This is a genomic window from Metabacillus niabensis (genome assembly GCF_902829255.1).
Taxonomy (GTDB): domain Bacteria; phylum Bacillota; class Bacilli; order Bacillales; family Bacillaceae; genus Metabacillus; species Metabacillus niabensis.
In genome coordinates this window covers 1-15,808 of sequence record NZ_CADEPK010000344.1, presented here as the reverse complement: position 1 = coordinate 15,808, position 15,808 = coordinate 1, and the positions used below count along the sequence as shown (strand labels likewise).

The window sequence follows — 15,808 nt, the reverse complement described above, 5'->3', positions numbered from 1 at the left end:
ATATGGATTAATCACAATTTTTGTCATCGCATTAGTAACTAGTCTATTCTTTGCAACCTTATTGAAATTTACAAGTTTAACTGAGTCTTCGATAAGTTGGATCCTTCTAACGATTTCCATTTTGGCAGTATTCATCGGTGGTTTTGTTGCTGGAGGCAATGGGAAAGAGAAGGGTTGGTTAGTTGGGGGAATTACAGCCCTTTTATATTCATTAATCATTTTGCTATTTAAATTTTTAGGATATGGACAAATTTTTACTTTAGAAGAATCTTTATACCATGGGGCTTTTTTACTCATAGCAATGCTAGGTGGAGTTTTTGGAGTTAATCTTTCATCCTCTCGAGCAAGTAAATAATGATTTTTACATTTGAACATGTTTTTGTCATTGATTATCAAAAAAAGCCAATCATCTTCTCAATGATTGGCTTTTTGGTTTGTATGTACTATTAGTCCTTTACTACTTCACGGACTGAGCGACGATCAAAAGTTAAACGTGTTCCATCTGATACTTTTAATACGATCTTATCTTCATCGATCGAATCTAAAATACCATGAAGGCCACCAATTGTAACAATTTTATCACCCTTTTGCAGGCTGTTTTGCATCTCACGTACCGCTTTTTGTTGCTTTTGTTGCGGACGAATTAACAAAAAGTAAAAAATGGCAAACATTGCGACTAAAGGTAATACTGTACCTATTAATTCCATTCATTTTCCCCTCCTTTCAGCATATATTAGAAGTTTTTGGCATTTGGCTTATTAAAACCGTATTTTTCAAAGAATTCATCGCGGAAATCGCCTAGACGATCTTCACGGATAGCTTGCCTTACATTCTTCATTAAGTTTACCAGAAAATATAGATTATGATAAGATGTTAATCTTAATCCGAACGTTTCGTCACATTTTATTAAATGTCGAATATAAGCCCGTGAATAATTTCGACAAGTATAACAATCACAATGCTCATCAAGCGGACCAAAGTCTCTTGCATATTTTGCATTTTTCACTACTAGTCTTCCTTCACTCGTCATTAATGTTCCATTACGAGCTATTCTAGTAGGTAGAACACAATCAAACATATCTATTCCGCGAATTGCACCATCAATAAGCGAATCTGGTGACCCAACTCCCATCAAATATCGAGGTTTATGAGCTGGCATAAGCGGAGTCGTAAACTCAAGCACACGATTCATGACATCCTTTGGTTCTCCTACCGATAAACCACCAACTGCATAGCCAGGAAAATCTAATGAAACTAAATCCTTTGCACTTTGTTTACGTAATTCCTCATATTCTCCACCTTGAATAATACCAAATAACCCTTGTTCATTTGGGCGTTTATGAGCTTTAAGACATCGTTCAGCCCATCTGCTTGTCCGTTCTACTGACTTTTTCATATAATCATATTCAGCTGGGTATGGTGGACATTCGTCAAATGCCATCATAATATCTGAACCTAAATCATTTTGAATTTGCATCGCTTTTTCCGGTGATAGAAATAGCTTATCACCATTTAAATGATTTCGGAAATGAACGCCCTCTTCCTCAATGGTTCTCATGTCACTTAAACTAAATACTTGAAATCCACCTGAATCTGTTAATATCGCTCGATCCCAATTCATAAATTTATGAAGGCCACCAGCTTCTTTAACGATTTCATTGCCGGGTCTAAGCCATAAATGATAAGTATTACTTAAAATAATCCCAGCACCCATTTCTTTTAAATCTTCAGGTGACATTGTTTTAACGGTTGCAAGTGTACCTACTGGCATAAAAACAGGTGTTTCGAAGCTACCATGAGGTGTATGAACGATTCCAAGTCTTGCACCAGTTTGTTTACATGTTTTAATTAATTCATAGCGTATCGGTAAAGTTGACACTGTATTCCTCCTTAATAAGCAAGCAAAATCATCTAGCTCTAGCTACGAACACTAATAGTGACTTGATGCTCTTATAGGAACTGTTATCTTAGTTAATAGAATCCCACTACAGGCGTTTTCTTACGCATTTCACTCCAATAACAAAGTGCTAAGAAATCAACAATATGCTTTAACAGACTCCTATAAAAGGACTTCAAAATTACTTGTCGCAAGCCGTTTTGAGCTGACGCTAAGGTCTATTATATAGTTTCAGTTTGATAAAGTTTAAATGATAAGCATGGCATCTCCAAAGCTAAAAAACCGATATTTTTCCTTTACTGCAATTTCATAGGCATTCATAACATATTCCCTTGTTGCTAACGCACTTACAAGCATGATTAGCGAAGACTTAGGGAGGTGGAAGTTTGTAATCATTCCATCAATTCCTTTGAATTGAAACCCTGGATAAATAAATATATTTGTCCAGCCACTTTCGGATACAAACTTTCCATCATGCTTAGATGCAATTGTTTCTAATGTTCTTGTCGATGTTGTACCAACTGAGATAATGCGACCACCATTTTTGCGGACATTATTTAAAAGCTCAGCGGTTTCTTCTGTTACTTGATAAAATTCAGCGTGCATTTCATGTTCTTCCACATTATCTGCGCTAACTGGCCTGAACGTACCTAATCCAACATGAAGTGTGATAAATGCAAGATGGATTCCTTTGCTTTTTAACTGTTCTAAGATCTCTTCTGTAAAATGCAACCCAGCAGTTGGTGCTGCAGCAGAACCAATTTCACGTGAAAAAACAGTTTGGTATCTTTCACGGTCATCTAATTGCTCTTTTATGTATGGTGGTAAAGGCATTTCACCTAATGAATCCAATACCTCATAAAAAATACCATCATAGTCAAATGTTAATAATCTACCACCATGCTCACTTGTTCCTACACAGGTTGCTGTTAAAATTCCATCACCAAAGGAAATAACAGTTCCTTCCTTCACTCGTTTTGCTGGCTTCACCAATGTTTCCCACGTATCATTCTCTTTTTGTTTTAAAAGAAGAACCTCGATACTCGCACCTGTATCTTGTTTTGTCCCAAATAATCGTGCCGGCATTACTCTTGTATTATTTAAAACAAGGCAATCACCTGGCTGGAAATAATTAACAATCGACTTGAAGGTTTCATGCTTTACTTCCCCAGATTCCTTATTTAATACCATTAAACGAGATGCATCTCTCTCTTTAAGCGGTACCTGTGCAATTAGTTCTTCTGGTAGATCAAAATCAAATAATTCAACTTTCAACGTGCTCACCTTATTTCTTTTCTCTAGATTATTTAAATCTTCCAATAAACGAAAATACAATCGATAATATAATGCTAACAACTATGCAAGTCACAACGGGGAAAAATACTGTTGTATTCCCTTTTTTAAATACTATGTCACCTGGTAGTTTACCAATAAACTGCATAAAAAATCCAATGATTAAAAGGATAGCTCCAATCATCATTAATATCTTAGGAAAATTAGCCATGTTTAGGTGCCTCCATATTAAAATGTTGGTAGACTCTTTCCGTAACAATTCTTCCTCTTGGAGTTCTTTGCAAAAAACCAATTTGCAGGAGATATGGCTCATATACATCTTCAATTGTATGTGATTCTTCTCCTATTGTTGCCGAAATCGTATCAATCCCAACCGGACCGCCACGGAATTTTTCAATAATTCCTAACAATAGCTTATGATCTATGTGATCCAATCCTAATTTATCAACCTGAAGCTTCTCAAGCGCATCGATTGCTAGTCCTGTTGAAATCGTATCAACACCAATCACCTGGGCGAAATCCCTTACTCTTCTAAGTAAGCGGTTCGCAATTCTCGGTGTTCCCCGCGACCTTCTAGCCATTTCAACTGCACCTTGATCCTCAATTCCTATTTCTAATATTTCAGCAGTACGCTGTATAATAAGGGATAATTGAGTTTCATCATAATATTCAAGCCTGCTCAAGACTCCAAATCGGTCACGTAATGGAGCTGTTAGAAGTCCTAATCTTGTTGTTGCACCAATTAACGTAAATGGTGGAAGATCTAATCGAACAGACCTTGCTGTCGAGCCTTTGCCAATTACGATATCAAGGCAAAAATCTTCCATTGCAGGATACAAAACTTCCTCAATTGACCTTTGTAATCGATGTATTTCATCAATAAATAGAACATCTCCTGGTTCTAATGCTGTTAAAATTGCAGCTAAATCCCCTGGTCTTTCAATAGCAGGTCCTGAAGTTGTTCTAATATTAACACCCATTTCATTGGCAACAATTGTGGCTAAGGTTGTTTTCCCAAGACCCGGCGGACCATATAATAACACATGATCCAATGTTTCACCACGCAATTTTGCAGCCTCAATAAATACTTTTAAATTATCCTTTACTTTATCCTGACCAATATATTGAGATAATGTCTGCGGTCTTAAGGACTGCTCTAAGTACGAATCATGTGAATCTGCCTCACTAGATACTAGGCGTTCATCCATAGTTATCACCTTACTTCAATAGCTTTTGCAATGCTTTTTTAACATACATATCAGTTGATAAACTTTCTTGCTTAAGCGAAGGAAGCACTTTATTAATTTCGCGTTCTCCATAGCCTAAAACCTTCAATGCTTCTACAGCTTCATTTAACGCATGATTATTAGTTCGTTCTTTTTCAATTTCTTCATGAGTAAATAAATCAGGAGCGTACAAAGCAGCAATATCACCGAGTTTCCCTTTTAAATCTAAAATTATTTGTCGTGCCGTCTTTTTTCCAACACCAGGGAATTTCACTAAAAACGCATCGTCTTCCTTTTCAATCGCTTCAATGACGTGAGATGGATTACCTGATGCAAGAATTGCCAATGCCCCTTTAGGTCCAATCCCAGTAACGTTTAATAGCTTCATAAACAAAGCCTTTTCTTCTCTCGTTTGAAAACCGTATAACGCAAGGACATCCTCACGTACATGTTGATACGTATAAATCGTAATTTCATCCTGATTGCTTTTTTTATAAATAAAAGGATTTGGCGTATGTATTTGATAACCTAATCCATGATGATCAATAACTATATATTCTGGTGTGATATGTTCGACATATCCTTTAATAAACTCAATCAACACTTTCACCTCTTTAAGCGACTGTATCCAATTGTAACAAAAAACCGTTCAAATCAGAAGAAGTTTTATCTACAAAAAACTTTCATACCGCAATCCATAAGGATAATTTCTAATAATATTCATTATGGCTCGAATAAAATTTCTAGGAATCAATTTTGATTCTTGAAATGAGAAATACGTACAATTGTTCCTATTTATCATATCACAATAAATGAATGTAAGAAATTAAAACTGTTTTGCGAAATAAAAAAAGCTAACCTAAAAGACCGTCTATCTTTCAAGTTAGCAGTGTTTATTTTTTTTCAGTCTTTGAATAAGATTCAAAGCTTTTAATTACCTCAAAGTATTGATCTCTTGATTGAATTCGAATACCTTTACGTAACTCATCCTGCCTATGACTTTCCAACTTTTTTATGTCAATTTGAAAAAACGATTGGATCACTTCATTTGTCTCAGGCTTTCCATTAAATGTTGATAATGTACCATCGCCGGTTATTCCAAAGTATCCATTTGTTTTTAATAATGGAGAAATGTCATCTACAGCACGGTGAAATACCAATTCTTTCTCATTTTGAGTGACCAAATGCCAATTTTTATATTTTTCCTTAATTGCATTAAGAGGTAAATCATATTCATGCGTTACTTCTTCACTTAGCTCTCCGTCAAGATATTCTTGCTGCAATATAATTTTTATTGGAGTATTTCCATCTAAAGTTTCCGCATGTACATTCATTGGATTCGATTGTATACATATCATTAGACCTACAGCGATCAACATGATTAGAGTAAGATTCGTAAAGTTGCGACTTCGATGAAATACTTTCATCTGCTTCACCTCATTCATTATTTTGTACATTGAAGCATGAAAACGCGTAATTAAATATTGTCCGTTACTATTGTGACCAAAAGTAGAATTTTTAACCACGCTTTATAGAACCTTATATACATGATTTTATTTTAAAAATACCTCTCTTGATCATTTAGGTGTCGGCTAAATATATGCTAAAAACGCGCACTTTTAGTAAAACTATTTAAGCATGTGGAAATAACCAAGGATATTCACATCAATATATCTAAAAAAACATTGTATGGGGAATCAGCTAAAATAAAAAGAGCATCACTCGGTACCGACCCCCAGAAGTTAGAGTAATAAATCTAACTTCTGGGGGTATTATTATGGCCAAATATAGTGAGGAATTTAAAATAAAGATTGTTACCGAATATTTGAATGGAAATCTTGGATACAAACGATTGGCTAGAAAATATAACTTGCCGTCTGTGACACCTTTAAAAAATTGGGTAAAAGCATATAAAACTCAAGGTATGGAGGGGTTAAAAAGACGAAAAGGTAAGGAAGCATACTCTATTCAATTTAAATTGGATACGATACAATTTATGAAAAAGACAGGCGCTTCTTATCTGGAAACTGCTAATCAATTTAAATTAAACAATCCTTCTTTAATTAATCGCTGGATGAAAGAGTTTAATGAACAAGGAGTAGAAGGCCTAAAACCAAAACCAAAGGGAGACCTTCTATGTCTAAGAAACCTAACACCAATAAACAAACAAAAAAGGAAGAAAATAAGTTAACACGTGAAGCAGAGTTAGAACGTGAGAATGAACTATTGAGATTAGAAATTGCTTACTTAAAAAAGCTGAGAGCTTTTCGGGAAAATCCGAATGTCTTTCCCGAAAAGCACAAGCAAAATTGGCATTCGAACTCAAAGAAGAAGGATTCCGATTAAAGGATATTTTCCTTGTTGTGAGCATTCCTGAAGCAACCTATCATTATCATGTAAAAAATTTAGGGAAAGAAGATCTGGACTCGGAACCAAAAGAACTCATCACTCAACTATTTAAGAAGTTTCATGAACGCTATGGTTATAAACGAATCACAAAGGAATTAAAGAAATTAGGATATTGTGTTATCATAAAAAAGTGTATCGACTTATGCGGGAACTAGGATTAAAATGTGTAAAATTTATGCGGAAATCTCGGAAATATAATTCCTATAAGGGGAAGGTTGGTAAAGTAGCGAAAAACCGTCTATCCCGTCGTTTTAATACACCTATTCCTCTTCAAAAATTAGTAACTGATATTACAGAATTCAAATGTCTAGGAGAAGAGAAGTTGTATTTAAGCCCCTTCCTTGATCTTTATAATGGAGAAATTACTTCGTTTGGAATCAATAAACGACCAACATTAGATCTTGTGATGGAACCTTTAGAAGAAACGATTGAGATTATAAAGAATCACGCAACCTACCGTACTATCATTCATTCGGATCAAGGATGGCATTATCAGCACAACCAATGGGTGAAAAAGTTAAAGAAAAATAAAGTATTCCAAAGCATGTCACGTAAGGCAACCTGCCCAGACAATGCGTCAATGGAGAATTTCTTTAGCATTTTAAAGCAAGAGATGTATTACGGGGAAAAACTAGTAAGCTATGAAGATTTAAAAAGAAAAATAGAAGATTATATTTACTGGTATAACAATATACGATCAAAAGAAAAATTGACTGGACTAAGTCCGGTTGAATACCGAATTCAATCCAGCCAATCAGCTGCATAATAAAAACTCTAACTTTTAGGGGTAAGCTCCCTCAGATGCTCTTTTTCATACCACATTCTCTACATTCTCTCAAAAAAACAAAATCCTTAACAGAGCTTTTAAATAATGTATTCCCGCAATTATCACATCGCCCACTTATTTCATCCGGGAATTCTTTAAAATCGTAAACAATAGACGTATCTATTCCTTTTGTTTCACGCTTTTGCTTATTCTCTTCCATCTTAACAATCACCTATTGCTTTTTTTATTTATATCATATCATATGTTTTTGAAGTGAATGAAAATAATTTTATATAAAAAAACAAGGGGGGTCCCCCTTGCATTATTGGTTTTGGTTACCGTTAAATGGGCGTCTTATTGTGTCTCCAATATCATTCATTAACTCAGTGATATCGGCATCTATTGTTTTTCGGTCGCCACCGTTATTCATGTTGTTACTGATGTTACGAACTCGTGTAATCGTTGCTTCATCTGTAACAACTTGAATATTTCTCCCTTTAGCCATGTTTTTTACCTTTTTCGTAATTTCATCCTTCATTGCTCTATTATTGTTATCATTCGTATCGACCGCAACAATAATATTGTCATCTGTAACTAACACATTGGCATTTTCAACATTATCCATTTTCTCAACAGCATTGCTTACTTTATCTGACAATTGACGGTCACCACGGTTATAATAATCCTCATCGTTTAAATGACCGTGGTAATTTGCATCTGAACGGCTATATCGATTGTCTCTTACTAATCCATTATCCTCGTTTCCGAGAGGTGCTATACGGTTAGTTGTATCATTATCATTGTTGCGATCATTTACTCGACGAAAGTAGCCACCTTGCTGATTTGCATTACCATTTCCTCGTTGATCTCTGTTCATTCCATCCATCATTTCCGTGACAGGACCTTCATTTTCTACATTGGTATTTTCATTTGAATAGTATCCAATTGGCTGAGCATTTCCATTGTTACCGTTGTTATTCGTGTCCATTGCATCATTATTGCCGTTACAAGCTGATAAACCTGTTGTTAATAAAGCAATAGCTGTAAGAGAAGTAAACTTTTTCGGCATATTCAATCGAATTTCCCCCCTACTTGGTACTTTCAAAAAGAGCAAACATCTTTGCTCATTCCTAGCTTTTACTTTCAGGAGGAAATTAAGTCTGTTATATATCGGTAAGTACTAAAGAAACAGGTAATTTTTAATGTTAGACAGTATCTAAAGAATAATTTCAGGTTTCCAATAAGACACCTTGATGCTTAAGCTTGTATTGAGCACACATTTCCGGCAGACTATGCTCCTTCTCGATTCGAACAATCTTTTTTATCGTTTCTTTAAATAAAAATAACAAAAAAGTAGAGATGTACGACCACCTCTACTTAAAGTCATTAATTTAATCCTCTTCTTCTTCATCCCTTTGATCCATAGTCGGCATATTGAACATTTGTTGGCTTGGTGCCATTTGCCCGGCGAATTGTCCGTATGGCTGTTGACCATATGGATAGTAGCCCTGTGGAGCCATAATCGGTTGTTGAACAGGGTATCCTCCATATGGCTGTTGCATAGGCATCGGATACGCCTGTTGGTATGGATATGCTTGATAAGGAGTTGGATATCCTCCACCACAACCACAATCATCCTGTTGAGGAGCATATGCTGGAGCAACAGCTTGTGGATAGTGTGGTTGATTTGGTAAGTATGCTTGATCATCATCATCTTCATCTACTTCATCATAGCCACTCCAAACCGGATTTTGGTGAAGTCCACTTCCTGGCAATACTGGTGAGACCGGAACTCCCGCATAAGGGTTTACATGAAAACCAGGGTCAAACTGAACAGGTGAAACAGCCTGTGGAAATGGCTGATTTGGTGCATTTTCCTCATCAAATACCGGACTTACTGCTGTTGGATAAGGTAGATTTGGAAATGGATGATGTCCATGATGCATAGGGACATGTGGGAAATATCCCGGTGGACATAGACCACTTCCAGGTAATACTGGTGACACAGGTACCATATGTTGTGGTGCCAAATACTGTGGCTGGTGCATCATTGGTGCTGAATATGCAGGACTTTGCATATAAGGCATGTTCGGAACATTTGGCATATTCGGTACATTCGGCATATTGGCCATATTTTCTGAATCCTCCTCTTGATGTTCTGGTGATACGTTAGATGGTGCTTCATTAGCAGAAACGTTTTCCTTTTCATCAACATCTTTTATGTCTGGGAATACATTCTCTGGTTTTGGTGGTAGTTGTGGTTTTGCCATCTGCGGCATCATCGCCATATTCACCGTATAATAATTATTCACATCAAGACCACTATATACCGGATGTTGAACATTAGGTACAGGCGGTATATAAGGCTTTGATGGTTTCTCTGTTTCTGGTTCCTTTGCAACAATATCTTCTTCAACAACAGATTCTTTAGGTTTTTCTTTTGCAAACGGATGATCTGCAATTGGCATTTCTTTCTTCTGGCCAGCTAGCGGTGCTTCTTTTTTAATTGCAATATTCCCCGAAGGTACTTTAATCTTCATACCTGGCATTATTAAATCAGGATTACTTAATTGAGTATTCATACTTTTTAATTGTTCAAAGTCAACCCCATATTTATTTGCAATTTTCCAAAGAGTATCGCCCTTTTGTACAATATGAATTTTCAATGCTTTCCCTCCTAAGCATAAAAAAGTATAAGACCAATAACCAAAATAATAGGCGCTATTAGAGTGCAATGATAAAGCAAACACGAGATTTGTGTAATTCTATATAAATTAATTTGTCATGATACTTCATCACAATTTATGTGTGCTTTGGCAAATTTATGAATGAATTTAACTAGATGTAAATAGAAACCTTAAAATTAGCACCTTCTCTATTCTTATGTGCCAAGTATTAAAATTATTAAAGCATCATCAAATGCATATTTTTAATAAGATTAAAGATTATAGTAATGGCTATGAAATAAAAAAAGGCTTACCGAAAATGGTAGCCTTCATTTTACTTTGAATAATTTATACGTTTTCTAACATTCGATTTAATGCTAAGACCGCTTCCTTTGTTATGACCTCAGATACAATAATTTGATTTAATAATTCACCTTTTTCTAAGCCTTCTAATGTCCATAATAGATGTGGTAAATCAATTCTGTTCATCGTTAAACATGGACACATATATGGATTGAGAGAAACAATTTTTTTGTCTTGATTATTCTGAATTAATCTATTAACAAGATTCATTTCCGTTCCGATTGCCCATTTGGTACCTGACTCTGCCGCTTCAATCATATCAATAATATATTTTGTTGAACCCGCAAAGTCTGAATGAGCAACTACTTCTCGACTGCATTCGGGATGGACAATAATGTTCATGTCAGGCTCAGTACTTCTAATCTGCTCAATATTCGCGACAGTAAAATTTTCATGAACTGAGCAATGTCCCTTCCAAAGGATAACAATGATATCCTCAATATTTCCCTCATATTCTAATTCATTTTTAATTGGGTTCCAAATTGCCATTTGATGCAAAGGAACTCCTAAGTCAAATGCTGTATTTCTTCCTAAATGCTGATCAGGTAAAAAGAGAATTCTTTGCTTTTGTGTAAATGCCCATTCCAGCATTTTTCTTGCATTTGAGGAAGTTACAGTTGCACCACCATTTCTTCCAACAAATGCTTTAATAGCTGCTGTTGAATTAACATATGTTAAAGGAAGAATTGTATTTCCAAATAAATGTGTAAGCTTTTCCCACGCACGATCAGTTTGCGTGATGTCAGCCATATCTGCCATTGAACATCCAGCACGCATATCTGGTAAAAGTACCTTTTGTTCATCTGAAGTTAGCATATCTGCTGTTTCAGCCATAAAATGAACTCCGCAGAACACAATATACTCTGCATCTTTATTTTGTGCAGCTGCCTGTGCAAGCTGAAGACTATCTCCCGTTACATCTGCAAATTGTACAACTTCATCTTTTTGATAATGATGTCCTGGAATATATAATTTTGATCCAAATTTATTTTTTATTTCTCTTACACGCTGCTCCATTTCTTCTCGACTTTTTGTCTTATAAGAATCAGGCATCATTTCCCTTTTTTCATAGTCAAGCAAATCCATTAATTCCATGATTCTGTACCCCCTATTTTACATTTAAACTTAAATCTAAAGATTTATATGAGTGTGTTAAAAAACCTAGTGAAATGTAATCAACCTTTGTATTTCGGTACTCAGCTAAATTATGAAGACTGATTCCTCCTGAAGCTTCTGTAATAATGTGCTCTGGGGTGATTTTTGCAAACTTCTCGACCTCTTCTGGCTTCCGGTTATCAAACATGATGACATCAGCTCCAGCCTCTATTGCCTCATAAAGCTCGGCTTCTGTTTCAATTTCTACCTCTATCTTAATCATATGACCCGTTTTTTCTTTCACTTGTCTTACAGCCTTTTCAATCGAACCAGAAAAAGCAATATGATTATCTTTGATCATAACTCCATCATAAAGACCAAATCGATGGTTGAAGCCTCCCCCACAACGAACTGCATATTTCTCAAACATTCTTAATCCTGGTGAAGTTTTCCTTGTATCACATATTCTTGTATGATCGGAATTAAGTGTTTTTACCGCTTGACTTGTTAATGTAGCAATTCCACTCATCCGTTGCAGGAGATTTAAAATTACTCTTTCACCACTGAGAATAGCTGCTATAGGACCTGAAATTTTTGCGATAATATCACCATGTTTAACAACCTCACCATCATGCTTTATAAGCTCTATTTTCATCTCATCCGAAAATAATGAATATCCTGTATGAATGACATCAACGCCTGATAAAATACCATTTTCTTTTGCAATAATAACAGCCTCCCCTTTACTGTCATTTCCAAAAATCATTTGACTGGAAATATCTATTTCTCCTAAGTCTTCTAAGAAGAAATCTTCCATTTTCTTTTTTAATTTTATTAAATTCATCTTTTAAACCCCCACAACCATTTCTTGTTTTGTTCGAATAATCTGCTTTTTTCTCCACGTATTGTCATCTGCTACCGGAAAGTCCAAGCGATAGTGACCTCCTCTGCTTTCAGTACGCATGCTTGCAGAAGTCGCAATAAGCCAGCCAACAGTTAGTAAGTTGATAATTTCGATTTCCTCTTTTGTGAAATTCTTCACATTATTGTTTTGAAAAAAGCGTTCATACCTCATAAACCAATTGATTACATAGTTTAATTCTGCTTGAGTTCGCTGAATCCCAACATACTTATTCATCATTTCTTGAATTTGCTTTTTCGTCGGTAAGGAGATTTTCAATGTTTCACAACACTCTTCTTGAATATTAGGAAAAACTTTCTTCTCATTAACAACAGGCTTTGAGTTGATATGATCCGCTACTCTTTTAGCAAAAACAAGTCCTTCTAATAATGAATTACTCGCAAGGCGATTGGCTCCATGAACACCTGTACATGCCGCTTCGCCAATAGCAAATAAATTGTTGATGGATGTTTCTCCCTTGTCATTAGTCCGAATTCCTCCCATCAGAAAATGCATTCCTGGAGCTACCGGAATTTTTCCCTTTTTAAGGTCAATCCCGTTTCTAACACATATTTCTGATATTGTCGGAAAACGTGTTTGGAAATTTTTGATACACGAAATATCAAGAAACACATTGTTTCCTTTTTTCATTTCATCAAATATTGCACGTGCCACTATATCTCTTGGAGCTAAATCCTTTTGATCGTGTTTATGCTCCATAAATGCTTCACCATTTTGATTAACAAGGATTGCTCCTTCTCCTCTAACTGCCTCAGATATAAGACCTACACATCGACCATTAACGTGAAGCATAGTTGGATGGAACTGAATAAATTCCATATCGGCTATTTCAGCACCTGCTCTATAAGCCATTGCAATCCCATCACCCGTAATCACCTCAGCATTTGATGTGTTACCATAAACTGCACCACAGCCACCACTCGCAATAATCGTTTTACTTGAAATATATTGAGTTATCTCACCTTTTTCATTTTTTGTATAAACACCACAACAAATGCCATCCTTTATTATTAAATCTGTTGCCATTTCATTTTCGACAATAGTAACAGACGCTTTCACCGCTTGATAGAGAAATGATGTTACTTTTAGACCAGTTGCATCACCTCCTGCATGTAAAATACGATGCTGGCTATGTGCCCCTTCTTTTCCAAGAAGAAATTGACCATTTTCGTCAGTATCAAATGTTATACCTTTTTGACACCAGTCTTTTATTTCTTTCGGTCCATCTTTAACGAGGAACTCGACATTTTTTTCGTCATTATGAAAACAACCAGCAATTAATGTATCGCGATAATGATTTTCCCAAGAATCATTTTTTTGAGTAACTGCTGCTATCCCTCCTTGAGCAAGCATTGAATTGCTATCAGCCCATAATGATTTTGTAATGATCACGACTTTTCTATTTTTTAAATGATAAGCTGCAGATAAGGCTGCTATACCACTTCCAATAATAACGATATCTGATTGAGGCATTTTACACCCTCCTGTGAATTAACAGCTGTCTTGACACCTATATTTACATATAATTAAAATAATGACAAGAGTTTTTTATCTTAAGGTAAAAAGATTGTAAGAATAATAGAGGTGAAAACATTGATTTATCTAGACTATGCGGCAACAACACCTATAAGTGATCAAGCATTAACGATTTATGGAAAGGCAGCTAAATCAGCCTTTGGAAATAGCAATAGCTTACATGATATCGGGGGAACATCAAGTCAACTTCTAGAATCATCTAGAAGAGTGATTGCAAAGCTTATCAATGGAGATGAAAAAGGATTATTTTTTACAGGTAGTGGGAGTGAGGCTAATATCCTAACCATTCAATCTCTTCTAAATGGACTTAATGATTCGAAAAAACATTTGATTACTTCGCAAATTGAACATTCTTCTCTATACCATCTTTTTAAAAAACTAGAAAGGGAAGGATATAAAGTTACGTACTTAATACCAAATAAACAAGGTCATATTGAGATAAATCAGGTTGAAAAAGCATTAAGAGATGATACTGGTTTAGTATCAATTCAACATGGAAACTCTGAAATAGGCGTCGTTCAAAATATTAAAAAAATAGGAGAGCTTTTAAAACAAAAGAACATTGTTTTCCATAGTGATTGTGTGCAAACCTTTGGGAAACTTCCGATTGATGTTGAAGAGTTTGGACTAGACGCAATTTCAATTTCAAGTCACAAAATCTATGGACCTAAAGGAATCGGTGCGGCTTATATCAAACCATCGACCTTCTGGAATCCCGTAATACCAGGAACTACGCATGAGTCTGGATTCCGTCCTGGTACAGTCGACGTTCCAGCAGTAGCTGCTTTTGCCACTGCATCAATGGAGATATGTGGAAAAATAGACGAAAATATGAATCATTATGAACAATTAAGAAGAATTTTTATTGATTCCTTTTCCCCTCATCAGAAGTTGATTACCATTATAAATGATTCGCAACATTGGGATTCGCAACATTGTATCCTACCAAATATAATCCCTTTACAAATAAAAGGAATAGAAGGACAATATGTGATGTTAGAATGCAATCGTTATGGCTATGCTGTATCAACAGGAAGTGCCTGTCAGGTTGGAATGCAAGAACCATCTCGAACACTCTTGAGTATTGGTTATACTAAACAAATTGCCAAACAGTATATTAGAATATCCTTAGGGACTCAAACTACACATGAACAAATAGAAAATTTTGCTAAAGTCCTCATCAATGTAGTAAAGGATTATTATAAATAAACTTACTTTTCATTTTCGAAATAATTTCATGCTACAACTTAGCATATCTTTTACACCAATATATCGAAGGGGAGATTACTCAATGCATAATGAGAAAATACTAGGGGAAGAGCGGCGTAATCTATTATTACAGCTACTTATGAAGGCTGATAAGCCAATTACTGGAGGTGAGCTAGCTAGCAAAGCAAATGTTAGTAGACAAGTTATTGTACAGGATATTTCCTTATTGAAAGCAAAAAACTACCCAATCATTGCTACAAGTCAAGGATATGTTTTTCTAAACCATCAACAAAATCAACCTAATATTTTTGAGAGAATTATCGCTTGTAAACATAGTCCTGAACAAACGAAACAGGAACTAACGATTCTCGTTGACCATGGTGTATTTGTTAAAGATGTCATTGTTGAACATCAAGTATATGGAGA

General features: G+C 35.5%; 18 protein-coding genes and 1 pseudogene. 6 read left to right on the top strand and 13 right to left on the bottom strand.

Annotated elements, in window-relative coordinates; all coding sequences use genetic code 11:
- A partial coding sequence (locus HU235_RS19645) for a TIGR04086 family membrane protein (protein WP_174881310.1) occupies window positions 1–355 on the top strand: 355 nt, incomplete at its 5' end.
- Between the two features lie 91 nt (window positions 356–446).
- Here the strand turns inward: HU235_RS19645 and yajC are convergent.
- The 7 genes from yajC to HU235_RS19610 form a co-directional block, all read right to left on the bottom strand.
- The gene (yajC, locus tag HU235_RS19640; protein WP_095303155.1) at window positions 447–707 is read right to left on the bottom strand and encodes a preprotein translocase subunit YajC; all 261 of its coding nucleotides are present in this window, start codon (window positions 705–707) and stop codon (window positions 447–449) included.
- Window positions 708–733: 26 nt separating this feature from the next.
- A complete protein-coding gene (tgt, locus tag HU235_RS19635) occupies window positions 734–1,879 on the bottom strand; it encodes a tRNA guanosine(34) transglycosylase Tgt (RefSeq protein ID WP_095303156.1) in 1,146 nt (381 codons plus the stop codon).
- Window positions 1,880–2,143: 264 nt separating this feature from the next.
- The gene (gene queA, locus HU235_RS19630; protein WP_145583235.1) at window positions 2,144–3,172 is read right to left on the bottom strand and encodes a tRNA preQ1(34) S-adenosylmethionine ribosyltransferase-isomerase QueA; all 1,029 of its coding nucleotides are present in this window, start codon (window positions 3,170–3,172) and stop codon (window positions 2,144–2,146) included.
- 28 nt (window positions 3,173–3,200) lie between these two features.
- Window positions 3,201–3,401, bottom strand: coding sequence for a DUF2905 domain-containing protein (locus HU235_RS19625; protein ID WP_174881309.1), 201 nt, complete (start codon window positions 3,399–3,401; stop codon window positions 3,201–3,203).
- Complete coding sequence (gene ruvB, locus HU235_RS19620; protein ID WP_095303159.1) at window positions 3,394–4,398, bottom strand: Holliday junction branch migration DNA helicase RuvB; 1,005 nt, start codon at window positions 4,396–4,398, stop codon at window positions 3,394–3,396. Before ruvB ends, HU235_RS19625 begins: the two co-directional genes overlap by 8 nt.
- A 10-nt stretch (window positions 4,399–4,408) precedes the next feature.
- Window positions 4,409–5,017, bottom strand: a complete 609-nt coding sequence (gene ruvA, locus HU235_RS19615) for a Holliday junction branch migration protein RuvA (protein ID WP_174881308.1) — start codon at window positions 5,015–5,017, stop codon at window positions 4,409–4,411.
- Between the two features lie 292 nt (window positions 5,018–5,309).
- A complete protein-coding gene (locus HU235_RS19610) occupies window positions 5,310–5,843 on the bottom strand; it encodes a BofC C-terminal domain-containing protein (RefSeq protein ID WP_170944507.1) in 534 nt (177 codons plus the stop codon).
- A gap of 350 nt (window positions 5,844–6,193) precedes the next feature.
- Between HU235_RS19610 and HU235_RS19605 the strand changes: the two genes are divergently transcribed.
- From HU235_RS19605 to HU235_RS19595, 3 genes are all read left to right on the top strand, one after another.
- The gene (locus tag HU235_RS19605; RefSeq protein ID WP_174881307.1) at window positions 6,194–6,607 is read left to right on the top strand and encodes a helix-turn-helix domain-containing protein; all 414 of its coding nucleotides are present in this window, start codon (window positions 6,194–6,196) and stop codon (window positions 6,605–6,607) included.
- A 172-nt stretch (window positions 6,608–6,779) separates the two neighbouring features.
- Window positions 6,780–6,980 (top strand): IS3 family transposase, encoded by a 201-nt coding sequence (locus tag HU235_RS25585; protein ID WP_370877244.1) that lies wholly within the window; start codon window positions 6,780–6,782, stop codon window positions 6,978–6,980.
- Window positions 6,938–7,591: an IS3 family transposase gene (locus tag HU235_RS19595; RefSeq protein WP_267905725.1), complete on the top strand. Its 654-nt coding sequence runs from the start codon at window positions 6,938–6,940 to the stop codon at window positions 7,589–7,591. Before HU235_RS25585 ends, HU235_RS19595 begins: the two co-directional genes overlap by 43 nt.
- 31 nt (window positions 7,592–7,622) lie before the next feature.
- On the opposite strand, the gene HU235_RS19590 is transcribed toward HU235_RS19595, so the two are convergent.
- From HU235_RS19590 to nadB, 6 genes and pseudogenes are all read right to left on the bottom strand, one after another.
- Entirely contained in the window at window positions 7,623–7,811 is a 189-nt protein-coding gene (locus HU235_RS19590; RefSeq protein WP_095302408.1) for a hypothetical protein, read from the bottom strand.
- Window positions 7,812–7,913: 102 nt separating this feature from the next.
- Window positions 7,914–8,660, bottom strand: coding sequence for a YhcN/YlaJ family sporulation lipoprotein (locus tag HU235_RS19585; protein ID WP_233452309.1), 747 nt, complete (start codon window positions 8,658–8,660; stop codon window positions 7,914–7,916).
- Between the two features lie 1,446 nt (window positions 8,661–10,106).
- Window positions 10,107–10,257, bottom strand: a pseudogene (safA, locus tag HU235_RS25580) (SafA/ExsA family spore coat assembly protein); the annotation flags it as partial.
- A 348-nt stretch (window positions 10,258–10,605) separates the two neighbouring features.
- Window positions 10,606–11,715: a quinolinate synthase NadA gene (gene nadA, locus HU235_RS19575; protein ID WP_370877237.1), complete on the bottom strand. Its 1,110-nt coding sequence runs from the start codon at window positions 11,713–11,715 to the stop codon at window positions 10,606–10,608.
- Between the two features lie 13 nt (window positions 11,716–11,728).
- A complete protein-coding gene (gene nadC / locus HU235_RS19570; protein ID WP_095302406.1) occupies window positions 11,729–12,559 on the bottom strand; it encodes a carboxylating nicotinate-nucleotide diphosphorylase in 831 nt (276 codons plus the stop codon).
- 3 nt (window positions 12,560–12,562) lie between these two features.
- The gene (gene nadB, locus HU235_RS19565; RefSeq protein WP_174881303.1) at window positions 12,563–14,110 is read right to left on the bottom strand and encodes an L-aspartate oxidase; all 1,548 of its coding nucleotides are present in this window, start codon (window positions 14,108–14,110) and stop codon (window positions 12,563–12,565) included.
- A gap of 120 nt (window positions 14,111–14,230) precedes the next feature.
- Here nadB and HU235_RS19560 point away from each other — a divergent pair, with 120 nt between their 5' ends.
- On the top strand, window positions 14,231–15,382 hold the full coding sequence (locus tag HU235_RS19560; RefSeq protein ID WP_174881302.1) for an IscS subfamily cysteine desulfurase: 1,152 nt from the start codon (window positions 14,231–14,233) through the stop codon (window positions 15,380–15,382).
- A gap of 82 nt (window positions 15,383–15,464) precedes the next feature.
- On the top strand, window positions 15,465–15,808 hold a 344-nt coding region (locus HU235_RS19555), incomplete at its 3' end, for a transcription repressor NadR (protein WP_174881301.1).